This is a genomic window from Brumimicrobium sp. (assembly GCA_023957385.1).
GTDB lineage: Bacteria > Bacteroidota > Bacteroidia > Flavobacteriales_D > Crocinitomicaceae > Brumimicrobium.
In genome coordinates this window covers 2,413,692-2,433,723 of the sequence record JAMLGZ010000001.1, presented here as the reverse complement: position 1 = coordinate 2,433,723, position 20,032 = coordinate 2,413,692, and the positions used below count along the sequence as shown (strand labels likewise).

Sequence of the window (20,032 nt, the reverse complement as noted above, 5' to 3'; positions counted from 1 at the left end):
ATGGATAATTCGTTATTAGGAAAGCTAGAAGCGATTCATTATCGCTTTATAGAAGTAGGAAAATTGATAGTTGACCCGGATATTATTGCCGATATGGATCGCTATGTGAAGTTGAATAAAGAATACAAAGACTTAGAGGAGTTGGATAGAGTTTACAAAGACTATAAAAACGTATTGGAAAACATCGAATCCTCCAAAGAAATTTTGGCCGAAGAAAAAGATCCTGAAATGAAGGAGATGGCTAAAATGGAATTGGAAGAATTACAAGATAAATTACCCGAATTAGAAGATGAAATCAAATATCTCTTAATTCCAAAAGACCCGGAAGATGATAAGAATGCTATCTTGGAATTAAGGGCAGGAACAGGAGGTGATGAGGCTTGTATCTTTGTGGAAGATATCTATAGAATGTACACTATGTTTTTCAAAGAAAAAGGGTGGAAGGTAGATGTTTTAAACTCTCACGAAGGTGGCACAAAAGGGTTTAAAGAGATTGCATTAGAGATTGAAGGGGATGGTGTATATGGTACTTTGAAATTTGAATCGGGTGTACACCGCGTACAGCGTGTGCCAGAAACAGAATCACAGGGACGTGTGCACACTTCCGCTATCACTGTAGCCGTTTTGCCTGAGGCGGAGGAAGTGGATTTCAAATTGGATATGAACGACGTACGTAAAGATACTTTTAGAGCATCTGGTGCGGGTGGTCAGCACATCAATAAAACGTCTTCGGCTATTCGTTTGACACATATACCATCGGGAATGGTAGTTGAGTGTCAGGATGGTCGTTCTCAACATAAAAATTTAGAAAAAGCAATTCAGGTATTGCGTTCTCGTTTGTACCAAATCGAATTGGATAAGGCGCACGAAGAAAGAGCAGCACAGCGAAAAACTTTGGTGTCAACTGGTGATCGTTCGGCTAAGATTAGAACTTATAACTATCCACAAGGTAGGATTACCGATCATCGTATCAATAAAACTATTTATAATTTGGTGAATTTTATGAATGGAGACATCCAAGAGATGATTGATGCGTTAAAAATGGCGGAAAATGCGGAAAAGCTAAAAGGGCAAGAAGCAAATGTGTAACTTTCCTAAGAAGTAAATGAGTATGAATAGAGCGCAGTTGATACAAGAGATTAAATCTACTAAATCCTTCTTATGTGTAGGATTAGATACAGATTTGGAGAAGATTCCATCCCATTTATTGAAATTGGAAGACCCCATCTTTGAATTTAATAAAGCAATTATTGATGCTACAAAAGATTTCTGCGTAGCCTTTAAACCTAATATCGCATTTTATGAATGTTTGGGTCCAAAAGGATGGGAGTCTCTAAAGAAAACAATTGACTATATTCCTGAGAACAGATTTATCATAGCAGATGCGAAACGTGGTGATATCGGGAATACCTCAAAATATTACGCAAAAACTTTTTATGAATACCTAAATTGTGATGCCGTTACAATTGCACCATATATGGGTGAAGATTCAGTAACTCCTTTCTTAGAACACACAAATAAATGGGCTATTATATTGGTATTAACATCTAATAAAGGGGCTTTAGATTTTCAGTTCATGACTAATATTCAGGGGGAAAAGCTGTATGAAAGAGTTTTAAAGAAAACGTCTTCTTGGGGCTCTCCTGAAAACATAATGTATGTGGTTGGTGCTACGCGTGCAGAAGGTATTGCCACTGTCCGAAACCTTGTTCCAGATCATTTCTTTTTAGTACCAGGTATAGGAGCTCAAGGTGGTAGTTTAGAAGAAACTGCTCAATATGGATGGAATAAAGATTGTGGTTTATTAGTAAATTCCTCTCGTGGTATTATTTATGCTTCCCAAGGAGATGACTTTGCAGAAAAAGCGAGAGAAAAAGCAAAAGAAATCCAAGATAAAATGCAAAAAATATTAGAAGAAAAAGGATTTATATAAGTCAGTTTCTAGCAAACTAGCGGAACGTACATCGTTCATTATCTAGTTCTGTCTCTATGGTGTAGTATTTAAAGTGATGTTCCTCTAAAATAGTTTTTACCTTATTTTTCGTTTCACAGATTTGGTCAAATGAATCAATGTTTTTTAAGGTGATATGTGCGGTATATACATGATGATCTCCATCTAATGTCCATACGTGCACATCATGTATGGATGCAATACAAGGCACAGCTAAAATTTCTTCTTTTAAGCCATCTAAATCTAATTCTTCAGGTACTCCTTGTAAGAAAAAATATAATGTTTCCTTTAATCTCTTTATCACTCCATAGAGTATATAAGAGGTAATTAGCAATGAAAGAATAGGATCTATATACGGACTGGGATATACCAACATAATGAGAGCTGCAATTAAAACGGCGACCCAACCTAATACATCTTCCATCATGTGCCAATACACTACCTTTTCATTTAATGTGCGAGAAGAATGTAAACGAAGCATGACTATTCCATTTATGGCTATTCCGAAAAAAGCAAACACAACCATTCCTAGGGCATCAGATGATTCAGGATGTATGATTCTTAAAATGGACTCATACACTACAAATACGGAGCCCGTTACCAGTATAACACTATTCAAAAGTGCACTTAAAAGAGAATAACGTCCATATCCAAATGAATAGCGTTTGTCTGCTTTCTTTTTTGAAAATTTTTCTAAAAAATAGGCGCCACCTAATGAAAAACTATCTCCTAAATCATGAATAGCATCAGAGATTATAGCCACACTGTTAACATATAACCCACCGAATATTTCAAAAATAGCGAATAGAAAGTTAACCCAAAAAGCAAGTTTTAAGTTTTTGGTAGAAGTATGCTCATGATGATGGTGATGATGCCCCATATTCTATTTGTAGAGTGAAACAAAATTAAATGTATTTCCATCAAAAAGCCCTTTATCCGATAATTTTAATTGAGGAATTACCAATAAAGCACAAAAAGATAAGGTCATGTAAGGAGCTGTGAGGGTAGAACCTAATTCTTTGGCCTTTTTATCCATTGCTTCGTATCGTTCAGCTACTACCTCTCCGTTTTCATTGCTCATGATTCCAGCAACAGGTAGCGCTAATACTTCTCCTATTCCATTTTGAGCTAGTGAAATACCTCCTTTTTCTTGAATGATTAAATTGATAGCTAATTGTATATCTTTATCATTTACACCAACTGCAATGATGTTGTGACTATCATGAGCTACGCAGGAGGCAATCGCACCTTGTTTTAATCCAAAGTTCTTTATATATGCAATTGCTATAGGAGAGTTGTCATAGCGATTAACTACCACTAATTTGAGAATATCATTAGTGATATCTGATTTTAATTCTCCATTTATCTCTTCTAAAATCGCTTCCGTTTCTTTGGTTACTAGCTGTCCATCTTCGACGACAATAACGCATACTTTTTGCTTATTTGCTGGAATCTTCAATTCAGCTAACGTTATAGGAGTTCTATTGAAATTATTTGGAGTATCCGCTTTGACTCGGGAGAATAATACTTCTCCATTTTTGAATACACTTTTCCCTTGAATGATAGTTTCCTGCACATTGAAATCTGTCAGATTATCAACGATACAGAAATCAGCTGAATCTCCTACTTGTAGTTGTCCTACTTGCATGTTGTAATGAGCAATTGGATTAATGCAGGCAGCTTGTAAAGTGTTATACAAATCACATCCTTTAGCTATAGCGCGGGCTACGAGTTTATTGATATGCCCATGCACAAAATCATTGGGGTGTTTATCATCGGAGCAAAGCATTACTTGGTTTGGAAACTCATCGATTAAGGTCCAGAGAGCTTCAAAATTCTTAGCAGCACTTCCTTCTCGGATTAGAATCTTCATGCCATATTTAAGTTTATCTAATGCTTCTTCTTTTGTAAAACACTCATGGTCTGTTTCAATGCCTGCCTCAATATATCTTTTAGCATCTTCCCCGCGCAATCCGGGCGAATGACCATCCACTCTTTTCCCCATTTTCAGTGCCAACTGAATCTTATCCATAACAAGTGGGTCTCTTGATAAAACACCTGGATAATTCATCATTTCAGCAAGATAATTAACGTTTGGTAGCTGGAATAATTTTTCTATATCAACTAAATCAATTTCTCCACCAGCAGTCTCAAAATTAGTTGCTGGGACGCATGAAGGAACGCCAAAATAGAACTTGAATGGAGTTTGTAAACCATTCTCTACCATAAACTCAACACCTTTTTTACCTAGTACATTGGCAATTTCATGAGGATCTGAAATCGTAGCTACGGTTCCTTGACGAACAGCCATTCGTGCAAACTCAGTAGGAACAAGCATTGAACTTTCAACATGTATGTGGGCATCAATAAATCCAGGAATAATATAGTGTGAGGGGACATCTTTACAAGGATTAATTGCGATAATTTCTCCTTTATCCACTATTACTTCACCGGCAAATATTTTGCGATTTACAATGTCTATTATATTTCCTTTATATTGCATGAGTAAATATTTGATGTAAAAATAAAGAATCTCACTATCTACTCAAACTTATTTATTCATAAAAACTCAAAGAGTTAGATAGAATAATTAGGAATACAATAATAAATTAAAAATGACGACAGTTAATTATACTATTATTCAATTTAATTTTATATTTGAACATCCTAAAATTATAAAACATGAAACATATTTATTCTTTAGTGCTTGGACTTTGTTTATCTATAGGTCTAACTAATGCACAAACATTTACAGATAATTTTGATACTTATACTGCAGGTGCTTATTTGGCTCAACAGTCTAGTGCATGGACTACTTGGGGAAATGCGCCAGGAACAACAGAAGATGTGAAGGTATCTAATGCAGATTCACATTCGTCTCCAAATTCTATCTATTTATCAAGTAATTCTGCTAATGGTGGACCAACCGATTTAGTTAAACAATTCGGAGGAACTTACCAAACAGGTAATTTTAATCTTGAAATGTGGATGAAGATAGAATCTAATAAAGGAGCTTACTTTAATATACAAGGAAAGGCACCTATTGGAGATATGTTTGTTTTTGAATATTACTGGAATTCAGATGGAACTTTTGAAATTAGTAATACTACTGATGGTACTTTATTGGCTGGAACTTACCCAACAGGTACATGGTTTAAATTTAATCTGAATATTGATTTAACTATAAATGATTGGGAGGTTTTAATTGATGGAACATCTAAAGGTAGTTTCTCAGTGGCAGATAATCAAGTTTGGGGTATGGATATTTTCCCATACAATTCTGTAGCACCAAATCAAGCTGGTTATTATATAGATGATTTTACATATACTTATACTCCATTTGTTCCTTTAGCAAAAGATTTAGCAGTAACTAAATACAACATAAATGGTGTGATTGCAGGTTCAAAACATAATTCTTCTGTGACAGTTAGAAATATTGGAAATTCAGCAATTACTTCTTTTGATTTAGCCACTAGTTATAATGGTATGAATTTCAATAAATCAGTTACAGGAGTTAATATAGCAACAATGGCTGAATATACAGTTACTTTTACAGATTCTCTTGTTTTGGCTACAACCACTGAACCATATTCTGCTACTATTTCTAATGTAAATGGAGCTGGTGCGGATGATAATACTGCAAATGATACTAAAAATTGGATGGTAACTACAATTACTCCAGCTTTTGGAAAAGTGGTGGCTGTAGAAGAAGGAACAGGAACATGGTGTACATGGTGTCCTAGAGGAGCTGTATTTATGGATGAATTTTCAAAAAAATACGCAGGGGCTATTGCTCCTATAGCAGTGCATAACGGAGATCCAATGGTGGTACCTGCGTATGATACAGGTATGGGATTTACTTCATTTCCGAATGCAAAAGTAGATAGAGGCGCCGGTAAAGATCCTTCAGCTATTGAAAGTGATATCATGACCAGATTGAGCGTGGCTCCTAAAGCGGTTCTAACACCAGGGGCTGAATGGAATGCTACTACAAGAGAGTTAAAAGTTTCTATTACAAGTGATATCATCGCTAATATAACGAATGGGTATAAGATATCCCTCGTTATTGCTGAAGATGGTGTTACTGGAACAACTTCTGGATATGCACAAATAAATTCCTATGCAGGCGGAAGTAACGGAGTGATGGGAGGATATGAATCTTTACCGAATCCTGTACCAGCATCTATGATGGTATATGATCACGTTGCAAGAACAATATTACCATCTTTTGCCGGAGATGCAAATTCTTACCCAAGTGGAGCAAATGCTGGGGAGAGCCATGTATTGAGTTTCACTTTGACTCTTCCTGCTGAATGGAATGAAAATAAAATACATATTATAGGTTTATTAAAAGCACCAAATAATAGAATTGAAAATGCAGGTACTGCTACACTTTCTGAAGCTATTGCTAACGGTTTTAATGATGGAACACCTGCATCTGTTGAAAGCAATATAATGGAGCAAGTAGATGCTGCTGTTAAAATCTATCCAAACCCTGCACAAAACTTTACTAACATTGTATTAAACTTAAAGGGTCAACAAAATGTACAGGTAGATTTAGTTGATATGACAGGAAAAGTTATTGGATCTAGAGATTATGGTATGCTTGATGGTGGTCAGCAAATAACTTTACCTACTTTAGGTTTAGATGCTGGAATTTATTTAGTAAATGTTCGCATTAATAATCAACTAGTTTCTAAGAGATTGATTGTCGAATAATCTATAAATTTTGAATTAAAATGAAAAGCCTTCCATTTGGAGGGCTTTTTTTGTATTTTTGGGAAGCATTAACAAAACCAACAACATGGGTAAGAATATTACCATTGCCATTGATGGCTGGTCTTCATGTGGAAAAAGTACACTCGCCAAAGCATTAGCAAGAGAACTTCACTATGTGTATGTAGATTCAGGAGCTATGTATAGAGGTGTTACCTTGTATATGTTGCGCAAAGGATTAGTTTCAACTTCCCATGTGGATATAGAGCAAATCATCCAAGAACTTACCAATATTACAGTGTCGTTTTCACAGAATGAAAATGGGAAAGCAGATTTACTCTTGAATGGAGAAAATGTAGAGGCTGAAATTCGTGCTATGGAAGTTTCCAATGTTGTAAGTTCAATTGCTAAAATTAGAGAGGTTAGACAATTTTTAGTGGCACAACAACGCCTCATGGGTAAACTTGGAGGAGTGGTTATGGATGGAAGAGATATTGGTTCAGTTGTCTTTCCTCATGCAGAACTTAAGTTGTTTATAACAGCAGACCCTGAGGTTAGAGCACAGCGTAGGTATAAGGAATTATTCGATAAAGGTGAGCGAATTACCATAGAAGAGGTGCGCGAAAATCTTCAGCAACGCGACGAAATGGATGCTACACGTGAAGAAAGTCCCCTTATCCAAACGGAAGATGCCATTGTAATTGATAACTCCAATTTGACACAAGAAGAACAGTTGGAACTGGCTCTCCAATTAGTAAGAAATTTGACAAAATAATCTCATGAAAAAATCCTTTCTTATATTACTTATAAACTGCATCATAATAGCATCTTCCTATACTTTTGCATGGGGAGTAACCGGACACAGAGTGGTGGCAGAAGTAGCACAACAACATTTAAATGATAAGGCGCAAGCTCGAATCAATCAAATCTTAGGAGGACACCCAATGGCTGAGATTGCTAATTGGATGGATGATATTAAATCAGATCCAAACCCAGATTGGGATACCTTAAGTGCGTATCATTATGTTACTATTCCAACCGGGCTGACGTATGAGGAATCTAATAAAAACCCAAAAGGAGACGTGATTAAAGGAATTTCGATAGCTATACAGAAATTAAAAAGTGGAAAATTGACTCCTGAAATGGAAGTGATTTATCTAAAAATGCTTATCCATTTTTTAGGTGATATTCATCAACCTTTACATGTGGGTGTAGGTGAGGATAGAGGAGGAAACACTATCTCAGCTACTTGGTTTGGTAAAAAGACGAATCTTCATACCATTTGGGATAGCGATATATTAGATCATAAGAAGTATAGCTATACCGAACTTACAAGCATTGTGAATTGTTGCGCTACAACTGAGCAGGTGGTAAAATGGCAGCAAGACTCTATTGATACATGGGTTCAGGAAAATGTAGCTTTACGAAAAAACATATATACCTTTGATGTAAATGTTAAGTATTGGGAATATGCTTATACTTACCTGAATTGGGAAGCAATGAAACTACAATTAGAAAAAGGAGGGGTTCGGTTAGCAGGTATTCTAAACGAAATGTATCGTCCTAAATAAGCGTTACATATTTTAAACAAAAATAATTAAAACTTCTGTGAAGCTAGCTTCACAGAAGTTTTTTTATAAGTTTTTCTTTTTATAGTTCTTTGCATATGCATTTTACTTGGTGTTAACAATTCACATGACAGATGTGGTCTTTGGTTATTATAGATTTCAATAGATTCTTTTACAATTTTTTTCATTGTTTGAATATCAGCTTTATAATTTTCCAATAAAAACTCATCCTTTAATATTCCATTTACTCTTTCAGCTACCGCGTTTGCATACGGATCATAGCTTTCAGTCATACTAGGTCGAATATTTTTCCTTTTAAGACATTCTTGATATTTATTACTACAATATTGTATTCCTCTATCAGAATGATGAATCAAAGGATGATTCTTATATATACGATTTTTACAGGCCATTTTAAGAGCTCTTAAAGCACCTTCTGTTGCAAGGCTATTTGATAAATCATACCCCATTATCCTCTTTGAATAAGCATCCGTTACTAGAGCTAAATAACCATTACCTCTTCCTTCAATATAAGTTATATCTGATACCCATACTTGTTCTGGTTTTGTTATTTCTAAATTCTCTACAATATTTTTATATTTATGAAATCGATGATGAGAATTAGTTGTGATATGATAGTTTTTCCTTGGAATTACTAACATATGATTTGCTCTAAGAATATCAAAAAGTTTATCTCTACCCACATGAAGACCTTTTAATTCTTCTTTTAAAAGAAAATAAAGCTTCTTAGTACCTATTCTAGGCATTTTTATACGTACATTATTAACCATTTCAATAACTTGGCTAGCGACTTCTCGTTTTTCATTTATAAGCCAGAAACTACGATAATAGTATTGTCTATTTATCCCGACCAATCCACAAAGATAGCCTATTGACCTTTGCCTTTCTTTGTTTGTTTCTTTGATTGATCGGGGAAGGAGTTTTTTCTTACAGGAAGCATATATTCTTTTTCTGCTATGTCTATAAGCTTATCCAAAATATAAGCTTTATCCTCGGCTTTCATTAATTGTTCCTCTAAGAAATCATTCTTTGATTCCAATAACCGTAATTTCTGCTCTAACTCTTGGATTCTTTGTTGTGGTGTTTTCATAAATATAGAATTAGAACTGTTTTTTAAATCAAAGATACCAAATTTCCTTCTCCAATTTAAAATTGTACTATGAGATTGTATACCGTACTTTCGCATTACTGCTTCGGTACTAATTTCTCCGCTTTCAACTTCTTTAACTACAGCTAATTTAAAAGACATGCTGTAATCTTTTTGTGTACGTTTAATGTACTGATTTTTAGATTTATCCATAACATTACTTTTTTTAGTGTAACGCTATGTTAGGACAAGACAAAATTTACGGATAAAAAAAAGGGCAATTTTTAATTGCCCTTTTTAATTTTATAAGTCATCTGGAACACTCATCTTTTGAAGCTGTTTTTTCTTCGGTCTTAATTGATCAATAAAAACAATTCGTAGTTTTTCTCTATCAGCATTTGTGATTAAATCGGAAATTCCATTCTTTATTGCAGGTGGCTCACCAGTAGCTGTTGCATAGAATTTTTTATCATATAATTCTTCGGTGTTATCATCATAGTAATAGAATATTGAAGTGATATATCCACCTTCTACTCTTACTTTTCCACGAATACAGTAAACTTCATTTCCTTCAAAGAAAGAAATCATAACGTTCCTATATATATTGTCAGAAATGGTATAAGCACCTCTTTCTTTAAATGCTTGTTCGTATTTTTCAAAGCAATTTAATTCCTTTTTATTATTCTGCGCAAAACTGTTTCCTGTTCCCAAGATTAATGCGCTTGCCATCATTAGTAGTAAAACTTTTCTCATCCTTTTCATTTTAGCAGAATCCCAAATATAATAAATTGCTTTTATTCTCAAGTTATATTGCAGTTTATTTTTTAGATTTGTTATTCAAATTTAATCTCGGATGAAACAAATAGCAGACCAATTTATTGAGGCATTAGAAATTTTAAAGGCATTTAATACAGAAGATAATTTCAAACGTATTGAATCTGCTGGTAAAATCATGGTGGAAAGCTTGAAAAGTGAAGGACGGATTTTTAGCTGTGGAAACGGAGGTTCTATGAGCGATGCTATGCATTTTGCAGAAGAACTTACAGGTCGTTTCCGTGAAAATCGTAAAGCACTTGGCGCAACTGCTATTTCGGATCCGGCTCACATGTCATGCGTGAGTAATGATTATGGATTCGATTATGTGTTTTCTAGATATATTGAAGGATGTGCTAGAAAAGGAGATGTGTTATTAGCTATTTCAACAAGTGGAAACTCTCAAAATGTGCTGAATGCTATAGAGGCTGCTCGTCAAAAGGGAATGAAAGTAATTGGACTTACTGGAAAGGACGGTGGAAAAATGGCTGCTTTATGTGATGTGGAAATCAGAGCACCCAAATCCACTTGGTCTGATCGTGTACAAGAAATTCATATCAAAGTAATCCATACTATGATAGATTTCATTGAGCGAAATATTTAATGAAAGAATAAACTATTTTATTGTATGTCAAATGTGTTAGAGATAAATCACCTGACCAAACGTTTTGGGAATTTAACTGCTGTAAATGATCTGAATTTAACAGTTGAAAAAGGTAATATTTATGGATTGTTAGGTCCTAATGGGAGTGGGAAGTCAACTACATTAGGTATGATTTTGAATGTAATTAATCCAACATCAGGAGACTGGAAATGGTTTGATGAAACGCATTCTTCTCACTCCTTAAAGCGAATAGGAGCAATTATAGAACATCCTAATTTTTATCCGTTTTTAAGTGCAGAAAAGAATCTAAAGATTGTAGCACAAATAAAAGGAGTAGCCGAAAATAAAATAGATGAAAAACTTAAGTTGGTTGGACTCTTTGAACGAAAGAATGATAAATTCAGCACATTTTCTTTAGGAATGAAGCAGCGTTTGGCAATTGCTTCTGCTATGCTAAATGATCCCGAAATATTGATTCTAGATGAACCAACCAACGGTTTAGATCCACAAGGTATTATCCAAATTCGAGAGATTATTCGAGAAATAGCTGCATCCGGAACGACCATTATTATTGCGAGTCACTTATTAGATGAGGTGGAAAAAGTATGTTCCCATGTAATTATCCTTGAAAAAGGAAAAACGCTATACAATGGTGCAGTAGATGCCATGAATGCTAGTTTTGGCTACTTTGAAGTAGGTGCAGCAGATATGACGCAATTGAAAACCATTCTGAATGAAATCGAATTCATAGAAAAGGTGGTAGAGTATCCTACTTATTTCAAGGCAATTCTTAAACAAGAAGCACAACCAGAGGTATTAAATAAGCTGTTATTTGAAAAAGGAATTGTAGCCAATCACCTCATCAAAGGGAAAGAAAGTTTGGAGGATAAATTTTTACATATTATAAAACAGAATTAGAAATATGAAAAGGTTATTAGCGATAGAGTGGAGCAAATTGTTTTATAATAAGACAACACGGAATTTCACGATTATTTATTTTCTGATTTTACTAGTTATAGGTGCTATTATGGCAATGATAAAACCAGAAGTTGGAGGTCTAAAATTAAATTTAGTTCAATTAGGAATGTTTGATTTCCCAGTGGTATGGCAGAATGTGGCGTATGTATTAGCTATTGCTAAGATATTTTTAGCCGTAATCATTATTTCTAATATTACAATTGAATATGAGAATTCTACGATTAAACAAAATTTGATTGATGGATTAACTAAACAAGAATTCCTAGTTTCGAAATTAATGAGCAATATTGTTTTAGCTGTTATTTCAACTGCTGTCGTTTGGATAATTGCACTGGTTTTAGGTTTTACTTTCTCCCAATCTGATACAACCTTTTATAGTGGAATGAACTATATATTAGCTTACTTTATAAAGATGATTCTTTTCTTTACCATTTGTTCGACTTTCTCTATTCTCTTACGAAAAACCTCTTATGCCTTCTTAGGCTTGATTGCCTACTGGATAATTGAAGGAATACTTTCGAGTATTGATAAGTTATTAATTAAAGCTGAATTTGTTTTTTCGGACTATCTTCCCTTGTCTATTTCAGGGAGATTGATTCCTTTTCCTGATTTTGAAATAGTAGATTTTGTAATGGGGCAAAGTGCCTTTAAAATTTCTTCTATGAGTTGGAGTGTGTATATTATGGCCCTTTTATATATTGGACTATTTGCTTTTATCTCTGGCTGGGTACTAAAGAAAAGAGACTTATAGTTCTTTACGATTGCTCCTTTAAATTTTTTAAAAAAATAAAAATTTATTTTGATTCTTTCAAAATAGTACTAGATTTGCCACACTTTAACGAGATATGAATAAAACTTCAAAAAATAGTAAAGTTTTAATGGACGCCAAATCCTATTGGTGCCCTTCATATTCTATGATGCGAATGCATTTCCATCTTGCGACTATTTGTAGATAATTAAAGTCGCCGCTTCTTAGAAGCAACCTCCAATTTTTTCAATTTTTATTTTTAAAACCTTAGTTATGTCATTAATTAATGATGCAATATTAGAAAAGTTAAATAGCTTAATCGTAGTAGTAAACCCTGTAGGAAAGGTTGAATATGTGAGTCCTTCTGTAAAACGAATTTTAGGCTTTGAACCCACTCATTTATTAGGAAATGCTTGGTGGGATTTAACTTTTATGGATAAAGTAGAAGGTTTAGCTAATAGGGATTTGATATGCCAGCAAATTAAACAGGATTCTATGATAGAAACTGTTCCGCAAGAACGTTTACTGAAAACAGCAACAGGTGGTGAACGTTGGGTGTTATGGAATACTTCCAAAGGTCCGGATAATAGATTGGTGGGCATTGGACATGATATTACTGATAGAAAGAAAGTTGAATTAAAACTAATAGAAAAGAATACAGAATTAGCTCAACAGAACAAAGATATATTAGATAGCATACAGTATGCAAGTAGAATACAAGAAGCCTTATTGCCAGATGTAAAGAAAATAAAAAATGCGTTCCAAGATGCTTTTGTTTATTACCAACCGAAAGATGTGGTGAGCGGTGATTTTTATTTCTTCTTTGAAAGAGGAAATAAAACATTTGTGGCAGGTATTGACTGTACGGGGCATGGTGTGCCAGGCGCTTTGATGAGTTTTATAGCAAACAGTTTATTTAAGGAAGTAATTGTTAAGAGAGGAATAGAGGAGCCTTCAGAAATTTTATATGCGCTTGATGAGGAATTAAAGTTAGTATTGCAGAAAAAAGAAAATCAAATCACTTCTTCAGATGGGATGGATGTGGCTATGACTGTTTTCGATTTTGAAAATCAAGTTTTTTCATATTCGGGAGCTTTTCGACCAGCTATTTTAATTCGCCATAATGAGTTGATTGAGTTTGCTCCAAATCGTTTTCCAATTGGTCAATATGGAGATGTTCGAAAGAAGTTTACAACACAGTCAATCACGATACAACCCAATGATACGGTTTATCTCTTTTCAGATGGATATATCGATCAGTTTGGGGGAAGGGAAGAGAGTACTGGAAAAAGCAAAAAATTCAATAAGCGACAGTTTAAAGAGTTGCTATTGCTAGTTCAGGATATGGAAATAGAAGAACAAGAGGCGTATTTACAATATGTGTTTAATAACTGGAAACAAGATGAACCTCAATTAGATGATATTTTGGTCATTGGGATTAAAATATGAGAAATAGAATTAGGGTTGCAATGAGTAGCTGCCCTAATTTTTTTATTTTTCTTTTTTTAAATCAATTATTTTACTAACTTAAGGGTAATAACTTAAAAACTTAAATCAAATGTTAGTCAAAACTTATGGCTCTGCCGTGTTCGGTATTGAAGCCACCACCATCACTATTGAGGTCAATATTGACAAGGGAGTCAACTTTATTTTAGTTGGTTTACCAGATAATGCAGTCAAAGAAAGTCAACAGCGTATTAAAGCTGCATTAAGCAACAATGGGTATAAATATCCTTTGAAGGAAATTACTATTAATATGGCACCAGCTGATATCCGCAAAGAAGGCTCTACCTTTGATTTACCCATTGGGATAGGTATTATGGCAGCCAGCGAACAGATAAAAATGGATTGCCTTGGAGATTATATTCTGTTAGGAGAATTGTCCTTAGATGGGAGTTTGAAACCTTTTAAAGGAGTACTTCCTATTGCCTTAAAAGCGAAAGAAGAAGGATTTAAAGGAATTATTTTACCGCAAGAAAATGTGCGTGAAGCAGCTATAGTAGATGGATTAGAGGTGTATGGGGCAAATACAATTATGGAAGTCGTACAATTCTTAAATAATGAAAGAAAAATAGAGCCTACCCGTATAGATATTCATCAAGAATTTTATGATAAACTTAACGAGTTAGAGGTTGATTTTAAGGATGTTAAAGGTCAGCAAAACATCAAACGTGCCTTTGAAATTGCTGCTTCTGGTGGACATAACGTAGTACTTATTGGACCTCCAGGTGCAGGGAAATCTATGTTAGCCAAACGTCTTTCTACTATTCTTCCTCCCATGAGTATTCAAGAGTCATTGGAAACAACTAAAATTCATTCTGTAGCAGGGAAAGTACATGCTGGTGCAGGTTTAGTTACAGAAAGACCATTTCGAAAACCGCATCACACAATTTCCGACGTAGCGCTCGTAGGTGGAGGAGGTTACCCGCAACCAGGAGAAATATCTTTGGCTCACAACGGCGTACTATTTTTAGATGAATTACCAGAATATAAACGTACGGTATTGGAGGTTATGAGACAACCTTTAGAAGATAGAGTCGTAACGATATCTAGGGCTCGTTTTACAGTTGAATATCCTGCTAGTTTTATGTTAGTAGCTGCCATGAACCCTTGTCCGTGCGGATATTATAATCACCCAGATAAAGAATGTGTATGTGCTCCTGGAGTAGTCCAAAATTATCTCAATAAGATTAGTGGACCTTTGTTGGATAGGATCGATTTACATGTGGAAGTGACACCCGTTAGTTTTGATGAATTAGCGTATCATCAACCCGAAGAAAGTAGTGTGGATATCCGTAAAAGAGTTGTAGAAGCGCGTCTTATACAGCAAGAACGCTTCAAAGAATCAGAAATAACGCATTGCAATGCACAGATGTCGAGCAAAGAATTGCGAAAATATTGTAAAATTGGTGAGGATTGTAATGCTGTTTTAAAACAAGCAATGGATAAGTTAGGATTATCAGCGAGAGCGTATGACCGAATCATTAAAGTGGCACGGACAATTGCTGATTTAGAAAAATCAGAAAATATCCAAGTACATCATATCTCTGAAGCGATTAATTTTAGGAGTCTAGATAGAGATAATTGGGCGAAGTAATTGAAAGTTGAAAGTTGAAAATTGAAAGTTGAAAATTGAAAGTGACATACTGCTAACCAACTTTCAATTTTCTACTTTCAACTATCCACTAAAACGTATAAGTTTTGGTAATGGTATCAAAAGGAGTTGTGAGAATACTATCTAATCCATGAACAACTGTGTCATTATACCAATAGTAGTATTTGAAATAGGTTTGTCCATCGTTGATGAAGATATAAGAAGAGTTAAAGGCATCGTACCAAAATGTATATTTCCCATTTGGGCTACATTCCTCACAGTCAACTTTTCCTCCAAGTTTTAGGATTTTAAATTTATCTCCAGGTTGTGGATCGTTAAGGTTTTGAGCAGTGATGCGTGCCCATGCTTTTGCATTCATAGTAAAGTTGACTATGTTATCGTTTTGGGTACTTAAATCGTCAAATTTTATCAGTTTTTTTTCAGAAAAATGAAGATTTTTACTAGCTTCTATACTTACTTTATCAAATTTCAAACGCTCTAATACTATTTCATATTCTCCATTTGCATTGGTGTAAGCAGTAGCAGATTTACTGGTGTTATTAGCCAAATTAGAAGCATAGATATAAATCTGTACTCCTTCCAACCCTTGATTTGTATAAGCAGCTGTAACCTTTCCTTTGAAGGTAAAAGAGAGTTCTTTTTTCTTACAAGAAGCTATACCTAACAGGCAGATAAATAGACATAACCCAGTTAATTTCATTGTATCTATGTTTATACAAAGTTAAAACTTTATAAAATCATATTTCAAATTTGAACCGTCTTTTTGAAGAAGCAAATATGAAGTTTGTTTTTCGTCGTCTCTTACCGCATCTAATATGATGTAATCAGTATTGCCTAAATAACTTACATTATTTCTGTGATCATGTCCGGTGATAACCAAATTGACATTGTATTCTGTAAATAGATCCATTACTTCCAGTAATTCTTCCGTTAACGGACTAGTAGAGGCTGTATGATGTATTCGGGAGAAATTACTATGTGTCATCACAATGCATTTATCATACTTGCTTCGGGCATTTTTAAGCATGTTCTTAAGCCATTCAATTTGGTCATCTCCAAAAGTTCCACTTGCAGAATCTAAACAGAGATACAAATCCTTTTTAGTAGGAGTTTTGACAACAAAGCAATAGACAGCAGTACCAAATATATCTTTAAAGGCTGACCAGCTATCAAAAAATAAGTCGTGATTTCCCATGATTGAAAAGCTAGTAGGTAAAGCGCTATCTGAAATCATTTCTTTAAATGTTTCAAGATCATATTTGTGCGCTGTACCGAGATCTCCAAGGAAAGCCATAGCAGTTATGTCACCTTGTTTTCCTCGGTTTAATAATTGAGTAAAGTTATCATTTGTATTGATTGCACCAACGTGTATGTCACTTGCAATAATTAGCTTGTAATTTTCATCTACAACATTGAGAATGGTGTAAGGATGAGTTTGATTCCATTATGATGTAAAAGTATATGAGTCTAATAAATAGCTAGATACTAGTTAAAATAGTTCTCAACTGTTCATCTGTTGATGTAGCGTTTAAATAAATAGCATCTTTATTCTTTCTGAACCAGGTAAGCTGTCTCTTAGCGTAATTACGCGTATTTTGTTTGATTAGATTAATTGCTTCTTCTAATGTCTTTTTGTTGTCCAAATAATCGAATAATTCTTTGTAGCCAACTGTGTTGAGAGATTGTAAATGGCGAAACTTCATATTCTCTTTTACTTCTTCAAGTAAGCCTTTTTGTATCATTTCATCTACGCGTTGGTTAATTCGATTATAAAGCACTTCTCTGGGTAAATCGATAACAAAGTAAAACAAAGGGTAGAGTGCTTTTTTTTCTGTATTTTTCCGCCAAAATGAAAAAGGAATACCTGTAGATTCAAACACTTCAATGGCACGAATTAGTCGGGCAGGGTTGTAAATATCCACTTCCTTATAAAAATCGGGGTCGATAGTTTGTAAGTGTTCTTGCAATTTTGCAATCCCGTGAAGCTCAAATTCTTGATTCCAATGAGCACGTGCCTTCGGACTGTGTGGAATTTGATCTGTACCATATAAAAGAGCGTCAATAAACATTCCCGAACCTCCCACAACAATAAGCACATCTTCCTTTTCAAATAATTGAGCAACGAGTTTTCTACCCTCAATTTCAAATTGCCCAGAACTAAGTGGCTTTTCTACACTATGGGAGTTGACGAAATAATGAGGAATTCCTTGCATTTCATCAGAGGTAGGTTTGGCAGTGCCAATGGAGAGTTCTTTATAAAACTGGCGACTATCAGCAGAAATAATGGAACACTTCAAATGGGTTGCAAGTGAAACAGCGAGTGAAGTTTTTCCACTCGCTGTTGGTCCTGCAATGACAATAATTTTTTTGTTTCCTATGGGATTACCAGATTTCAGCAATTTCTTTCTCGCTTTTTCGCATGTAATCTCCCTCTTTTAATCCAAATGCTTGAATAAATTCCGGAGTATTCATAAGAGGTCCATTTACTCTGTATTTTCCTGGACTATGAGGATCTGTTGCCAGGCGTTTTTTCAATTCAGCTTCTTTATAGTTTATTTTCCATAATTGAGCATACGCAATAAAGAAACGTTGTGCAGGAGTAAAACCATTTCTAACTTCTCCTTTTTTAAATTCATCCGTCAAAGTATATGCGTAATATGCCATGCGGATACCACCTAAGTCGGCAATATTTTCACCCATAGTTAAATCTGGATTTACACAAAGTCCATCGAAAGGGCAGAAGGATGCGAAAGTAGCTCCTAATTTTTTCGTTCTAAGTTCAAAATTAGCTCTATCATCTTCACTCCACCAGTTTTGGAAAGTCCCATCTGCTGCAAATTTACTTCCTTCATCGTCAAATCCATGTGTTAATTCATGACCTATTACCATTCCAATTCCTGCATAATTTAAAGCATCTTCGGCATGGATGTCAAAAAATGGAGCTTGCATAATTCCAGCTGGGAACACGATTTCATTCAATAATGGATGATAATAAGCATTCACAAGATGCGCAGGCATTTCCCAATTATCTCGATCTAAAGGTTTGGTTAAGCGCGACATGTTTTCATTGTAATCAAAAGTATTACATGCATCTATATTAGCCATGTAATCGTTTGGAACGATTGTTAATGAGGATATATCTTTCCATTTGTCTGGATAGGCTAATTTTCGGGTAATAGCAGACAATTTAGTTAATGCCATTTTCTTAGTGTCCTCGCTCATCCATGTGAGTTTTCCGATTCTTTCCTTATAAACAATAAATAAATTATCTACCAACTGATTGATTTTCTCTTTGGCTTCTATAGGGAAATAGTGAGCTACAAATTCTTGACCTAAAGCTACATTTACTGGGTTTCCAGTCATTTCGTCAATAGCTCTTTCATTGATAGGTTTCATTTCAGTCTTTCCAGAAAGCGTTTTTCCGTAGAAATCAAAACTAGCTTGAAGTAAATCTTCGCTTAGTGCGGTAGAATATTTGTTAAGATATTTCCATGCAATGTAGTTTTGTAGAGTTTGAAAATCAGTTGTTTCAATCATTTTAGAAACAGTTGCTAGGTGCTCAGGTTGTTCTACTACCACGATTTGAGTGGTTGCATCTCCGAAGTCAGCGATATATCCTTGAATATTTACAAAGTTCTTTAGATTGCTTACTTCGGCAACAGGAGTAGGATGATAAGTGTTTTCTGGTTGTCTTAATTCGGCTGGCTTCATCATGGTTTTAGCCATTGTTTCTTCAATAGTATAAGCAGACTCAACCATTTGATTAGCATTAGAATATCCGAACATTTTAAACACCTTCTCCATATATGCTTTGTATGCCTTACGAATATCTTCTTTTTCAGCATCAAAATAGTAATCGCGGTTAGGTAATCCGAGTCCACCTTGACTCAAATACAAAACATACTTTTGAACATCCTTCATATCTTGCTCAACATATATGTTGTAGAATGCTTTAATTCCTTTTGTATTCATCTTGCGAATGGCATCTGCAATCTTGTCTTTATTGTCTATGGATGCAATTTCTTCTTTGATAGCTTGAATATGGGCCTCACTTTCTTGATTACGTGTTTCCATGTCTTTCATGGCTTTGTAGTAATCACCAATATATTGGCGTGAACTTCCTTTTTCATTTTCGGAAGCAATAGATTCATCTAGAATAGAAGTTAATTTCTTCTTATTTTCTTTATCCAAGATGTTAAAACTACCCCAATTGGCATCACTAGCTGGAACTGGATTTTCAGCCAACCAAATTCCGTTTGCATATTGGTAAAAATCAGTAGCTGGAGAGACTGTTGTATCCATCCAAGCTGAATTTATTGTATATTTCTCAGTATTTGAATCTTCTTTCATGTCTTTATTTTTTTCATTATTACAAGCTACCGTAAAGACAGCAACAGATAACAATAGAGCTTTGTTTAAAGTTTTCATAAA

The 20,032-nt window shown here is 34.7% G+C and carries 19 protein-coding genes; 10 read left to right on the top strand and 9 right to left on the bottom strand.

Going from position 1 to position 20,032, the window contains the following annotated elements:
• Positions 1-1,089 carry a peptide chain release factor 1 gene (gene prfA, locus M9897_10640; protein ID MCO5269338.1) on the top strand — a complete coding sequence of 363 codons (1,089 nt, stop codon included), beginning with the start codon at positions 1-3 and terminating at the stop codon, positions 1,087-1,089.
• A gap of 22 nt (positions 1,090-1,111) precedes the next feature.
• Positions 1,112-1,933, top strand: a complete 822-nt coding sequence (gene pyrF / locus M9897_10635) for an orotidine-5'-phosphate decarboxylase (protein MCO5269337.1) — start codon at positions 1,112-1,114, stop codon at positions 1,931-1,933.
• Positions 1,934-1,949: 16 nt separating this feature from the next.
• On the opposite strand, the gene M9897_10630 is transcribed toward pyrF, so the two are convergent.
• Positions 1,950-2,831 (bottom strand): cation diffusion facilitator family transporter, encoded by an 882-nt coding sequence (locus tag M9897_10630; protein ID MCO5269336.1) that lies wholly within the window; start codon positions 2,829-2,831, stop codon positions 1,950-1,952.
• Between the two features lie 3 nt (positions 2,832-2,834).
• A complete protein-coding gene (gene ade, locus M9897_10625; protein ID MCO5269335.1) occupies positions 2,835-4,454 on the bottom strand; it encodes an adenine deaminase in 1,620 nt (539 codons plus the stop codon).
• 179 nt (positions 4,455-4,633) lie between these two features.
• Here ade and M9897_10620 point away from each other — a divergent pair, with 179 nt between their 5' ends.
• The 3 genes from M9897_10620 (at position 4,634) to M9897_10610 (ending at position 8,238) form a co-directional block, all read left to right on the top strand.
• Positions 4,634-6,670, top strand: coding sequence for a T9SS type A sorting domain-containing protein (locus tag M9897_10620; GenBank protein MCO5269334.1), 2,037 nt, complete (start codon positions 4,634-4,636; stop codon positions 6,668-6,670).
• 85 nt (positions 6,671-6,755) lie between these two features.
• Positions 6,756-7,442 carry a (d)CMP kinase gene (cmk, locus tag M9897_10615; protein MCO5269333.1) on the top strand — a complete coding sequence of 229 codons (687 nt, stop codon included), beginning with the start codon at positions 6,756-6,758 and terminating at the stop codon, positions 7,440-7,442.
• 4 nt (positions 7,443-7,446) lie between these two features.
• Positions 7,447-8,238 carry a S1/P1 nuclease gene (locus M9897_10610; GenBank protein ID MCO5269332.1) on the top strand — a complete coding sequence of 264 codons (792 nt, stop codon included), beginning with the start codon at positions 7,447-7,449 and terminating at the stop codon, positions 8,236-8,238.
• Between the two features lie 26 nt (positions 8,239-8,264).
• Here the strand turns inward: M9897_10610 and M9897_10605 are convergent, their stop codons facing one another.
• The 3 genes from M9897_10605 to M9897_10595 all read right to left on the bottom strand — a co-directional run bounded on the left by M9897_10605 (position 8,265) and on the right by M9897_10595 (position 10,096).
• Positions 8,265-9,110, bottom strand: coding sequence for an IS3 family transposase (locus tag M9897_10605; GenBank protein MCO5269331.1), 846 nt, complete (start codon positions 9,108-9,110; stop codon positions 8,265-8,267).
• Positions 9,111-9,124: 14 nt separating this feature from the next.
• Positions 9,125-9,556 (bottom strand): transposase, encoded by a 432-nt coding sequence (locus M9897_10600; protein ID MCO5269330.1) that lies wholly within the window; start codon positions 9,554-9,556, stop codon positions 9,125-9,127.
• A 90-nt stretch (positions 9,557-9,646) separates the two neighbouring features.
• Positions 9,647-10,096, bottom strand: coding sequence for a hypothetical protein (locus tag M9897_10595; GenBank protein MCO5269329.1), 450 nt, complete (start codon positions 10,094-10,096; stop codon positions 9,647-9,649).
• 100 nt (positions 10,097-10,196) lie between these two features.
• Here M9897_10595 and lpcA point away from each other — a divergent pair, with 100 nt between their 5' ends.
• From lpcA to M9897_10570, 5 genes are all read left to right on the top strand, one after another.
• Positions 10,197-10,760, top strand: coding sequence for a D-sedoheptulose 7-phosphate isomerase (gene lpcA / locus M9897_10590; protein MCO5269328.1), 564 nt, complete (start codon positions 10,197-10,199; stop codon positions 10,758-10,760).
• A 24-nt stretch (positions 10,761-10,784) separates the two neighbouring features.
• Entirely contained in the window at positions 10,785-11,678 is an 894-nt protein-coding gene (locus M9897_10585) for an ATP-binding cassette domain-containing protein (protein MCO5269327.1), read from the top strand.
• Positions 11,679-11,682: 4 nt separating this feature from the next.
• Positions 11,683-12,489, top strand: a complete 807-nt coding sequence (locus tag M9897_10580; protein MCO5269326.1) for a hypothetical protein — start codon at positions 11,683-11,685, stop codon at positions 12,487-12,489.
• A 270-nt stretch (positions 12,490-12,759) separates the two neighbouring features.
• Positions 12,760-13,935: a SpoIIE family protein phosphatase gene (locus M9897_10575; protein MCO5269325.1), complete on the top strand. Its 1,176-nt coding sequence runs from the start codon at positions 12,760-12,762 to the stop codon at positions 13,933-13,935.
• Positions 13,936-14,044: 109 nt separating this feature from the next.
• Entirely contained in the window at positions 14,045-15,583 is a 1,539-nt protein-coding gene (locus M9897_10570; protein ID MCO5269324.1) for a YifB family Mg chelatase-like AAA ATPase, read from the top strand.
• An 88-nt stretch (positions 15,584-15,671) separates the two neighbouring features.
• Here the strand turns inward: M9897_10570 and M9897_10565 are convergent, their stop codons facing one another.
• From M9897_10565 to M9897_10550, 4 genes are all read right to left on the bottom strand, one after another.
• Positions 15,672-16,301, bottom strand: a complete 630-nt coding sequence (locus M9897_10565; protein ID MCO5269323.1) for a carboxypeptidase-like regulatory domain-containing protein — start codon at positions 16,299-16,301, stop codon at positions 15,672-15,674.
• A 21-nt stretch (positions 16,302-16,322) separates the two neighbouring features.
• The gene (locus M9897_10560) at positions 16,323-16,958 is read right to left on the bottom strand and encodes a metallophosphoesterase (GenBank protein MCO5269322.1); all 636 of its coding nucleotides are present in this window, start codon (positions 16,956-16,958) and stop codon (positions 16,323-16,325) included.
• Between the two features lie 121 nt (positions 16,959-17,079).
• Positions 17,080-18,000 carry a tRNA (adenosine(37)-N6)-dimethylallyltransferase MiaA gene (miaA, locus tag M9897_10555; protein ID MCO5269321.1) on the bottom strand — a complete coding sequence of 307 codons (921 nt, stop codon included), beginning with the start codon at positions 17,998-18,000 and terminating at the stop codon, positions 17,080-17,082.
• Positions 17,984-20,029 carry a M13 family metallopeptidase gene (locus M9897_10550; protein ID MCO5269320.1) on the bottom strand — a complete coding sequence of 682 codons (2,046 nt, stop codon included), beginning with the start codon at positions 20,027-20,029 and terminating at the stop codon, positions 17,984-17,986. Before M9897_10550 ends, miaA begins: the two co-directional genes overlap by 17 nt.
• Between the last annotated feature and the right edge of the window lie 3 nt (positions 20,030-20,032).

Bases quoted from the DNA above. Each gene is read 5' to 3' on its own strand.
- prfA (MCO5269338.1), top strand. From the start codon at position 1: ATGGATAATTCGTTATTAGGAAAGCTAGAAGCGATTCATTATCGCTTT.
- pyrF (MCO5269337.1), top strand. From the start codon at position 1,112: ATGAATAGAGCGCAGTTGATACAAGAGATTAAATCTACTAAATCCTTC.
- M9897_10630 (MCO5269336.1), bottom strand. From the start codon at position 2,831: ATGGGGCATCATCACCATCATCATGAGCATACTTCTACCAAAAACTTA.
- ade (MCO5269335.1), bottom strand. From the start codon at position 4,454: ATGCAATATAAAGGAAATATAATAGACATTGTAAATCGCAAAATATTT.
- M9897_10620 (MCO5269334.1), top strand. From the start codon at position 4,634: ATGAAACATATTTATTCTTTAGTGCTTGGACTTTGTTTATCTATAGGT.
- cmk (MCO5269333.1), top strand. From the start codon at position 6,756: ATGGGTAAGAATATTACCATTGCCATTGATGGCTGGTCTTCATGTGGA.
- M9897_10610 (MCO5269332.1), top strand. From the start codon at position 7,447: ATGAAAAAATCCTTTCTTATATTACTTATAAACTGCATCATAATAGCA.
- M9897_10600 (MCO5269330.1), bottom strand. From the start codon at position 9,556: ATGGATAAATCTAAAAATCAGTACATTAAACGTACACAAAAAGATTAC.
- M9897_10595 (MCO5269329.1), bottom strand. From the start codon at position 10,096: ATGAGAAAAGTTTTACTACTAATGATGGCAAGCGCATTAATCTTGGGA.
- lpcA (MCO5269328.1), top strand. From the start codon at position 10,197: ATGAAACAAATAGCAGACCAATTTATTGAGGCATTAGAAATTTTAAAG.
- M9897_10585 (MCO5269327.1), top strand. From the start codon at position 10,785: ATGTCAAATGTGTTAGAGATAAATCACCTGACCAAACGTTTTGGGAAT.
- M9897_10580 (MCO5269326.1), top strand. From the start codon at position 11,683: ATGAAAAGGTTATTAGCGATAGAGTGGAGCAAATTGTTTTATAATAAG.
- M9897_10575 (MCO5269325.1), top strand. From the start codon at position 12,760: ATGTCATTAATTAATGATGCAATATTAGAAAAGTTAAATAGCTTAATC.
- M9897_10570 (MCO5269324.1), top strand. From the start codon at position 14,045: ATGTTAGTCAAAACTTATGGCTCTGCCGTGTTCGGTATTGAAGCCACC.
- M9897_10565 (MCO5269323.1), bottom strand. From the start codon at position 16,301: ATGAAATTAACTGGGTTATGTCTATTTATCTGCCTGTTAGGTATAGCT.
- M9897_10550 (MCO5269320.1), bottom strand. From the start codon at position 20,029: ATGAAAACTTTAAACAAAGCTCTATTGTTATCTGTTGCTGTCTTTACG.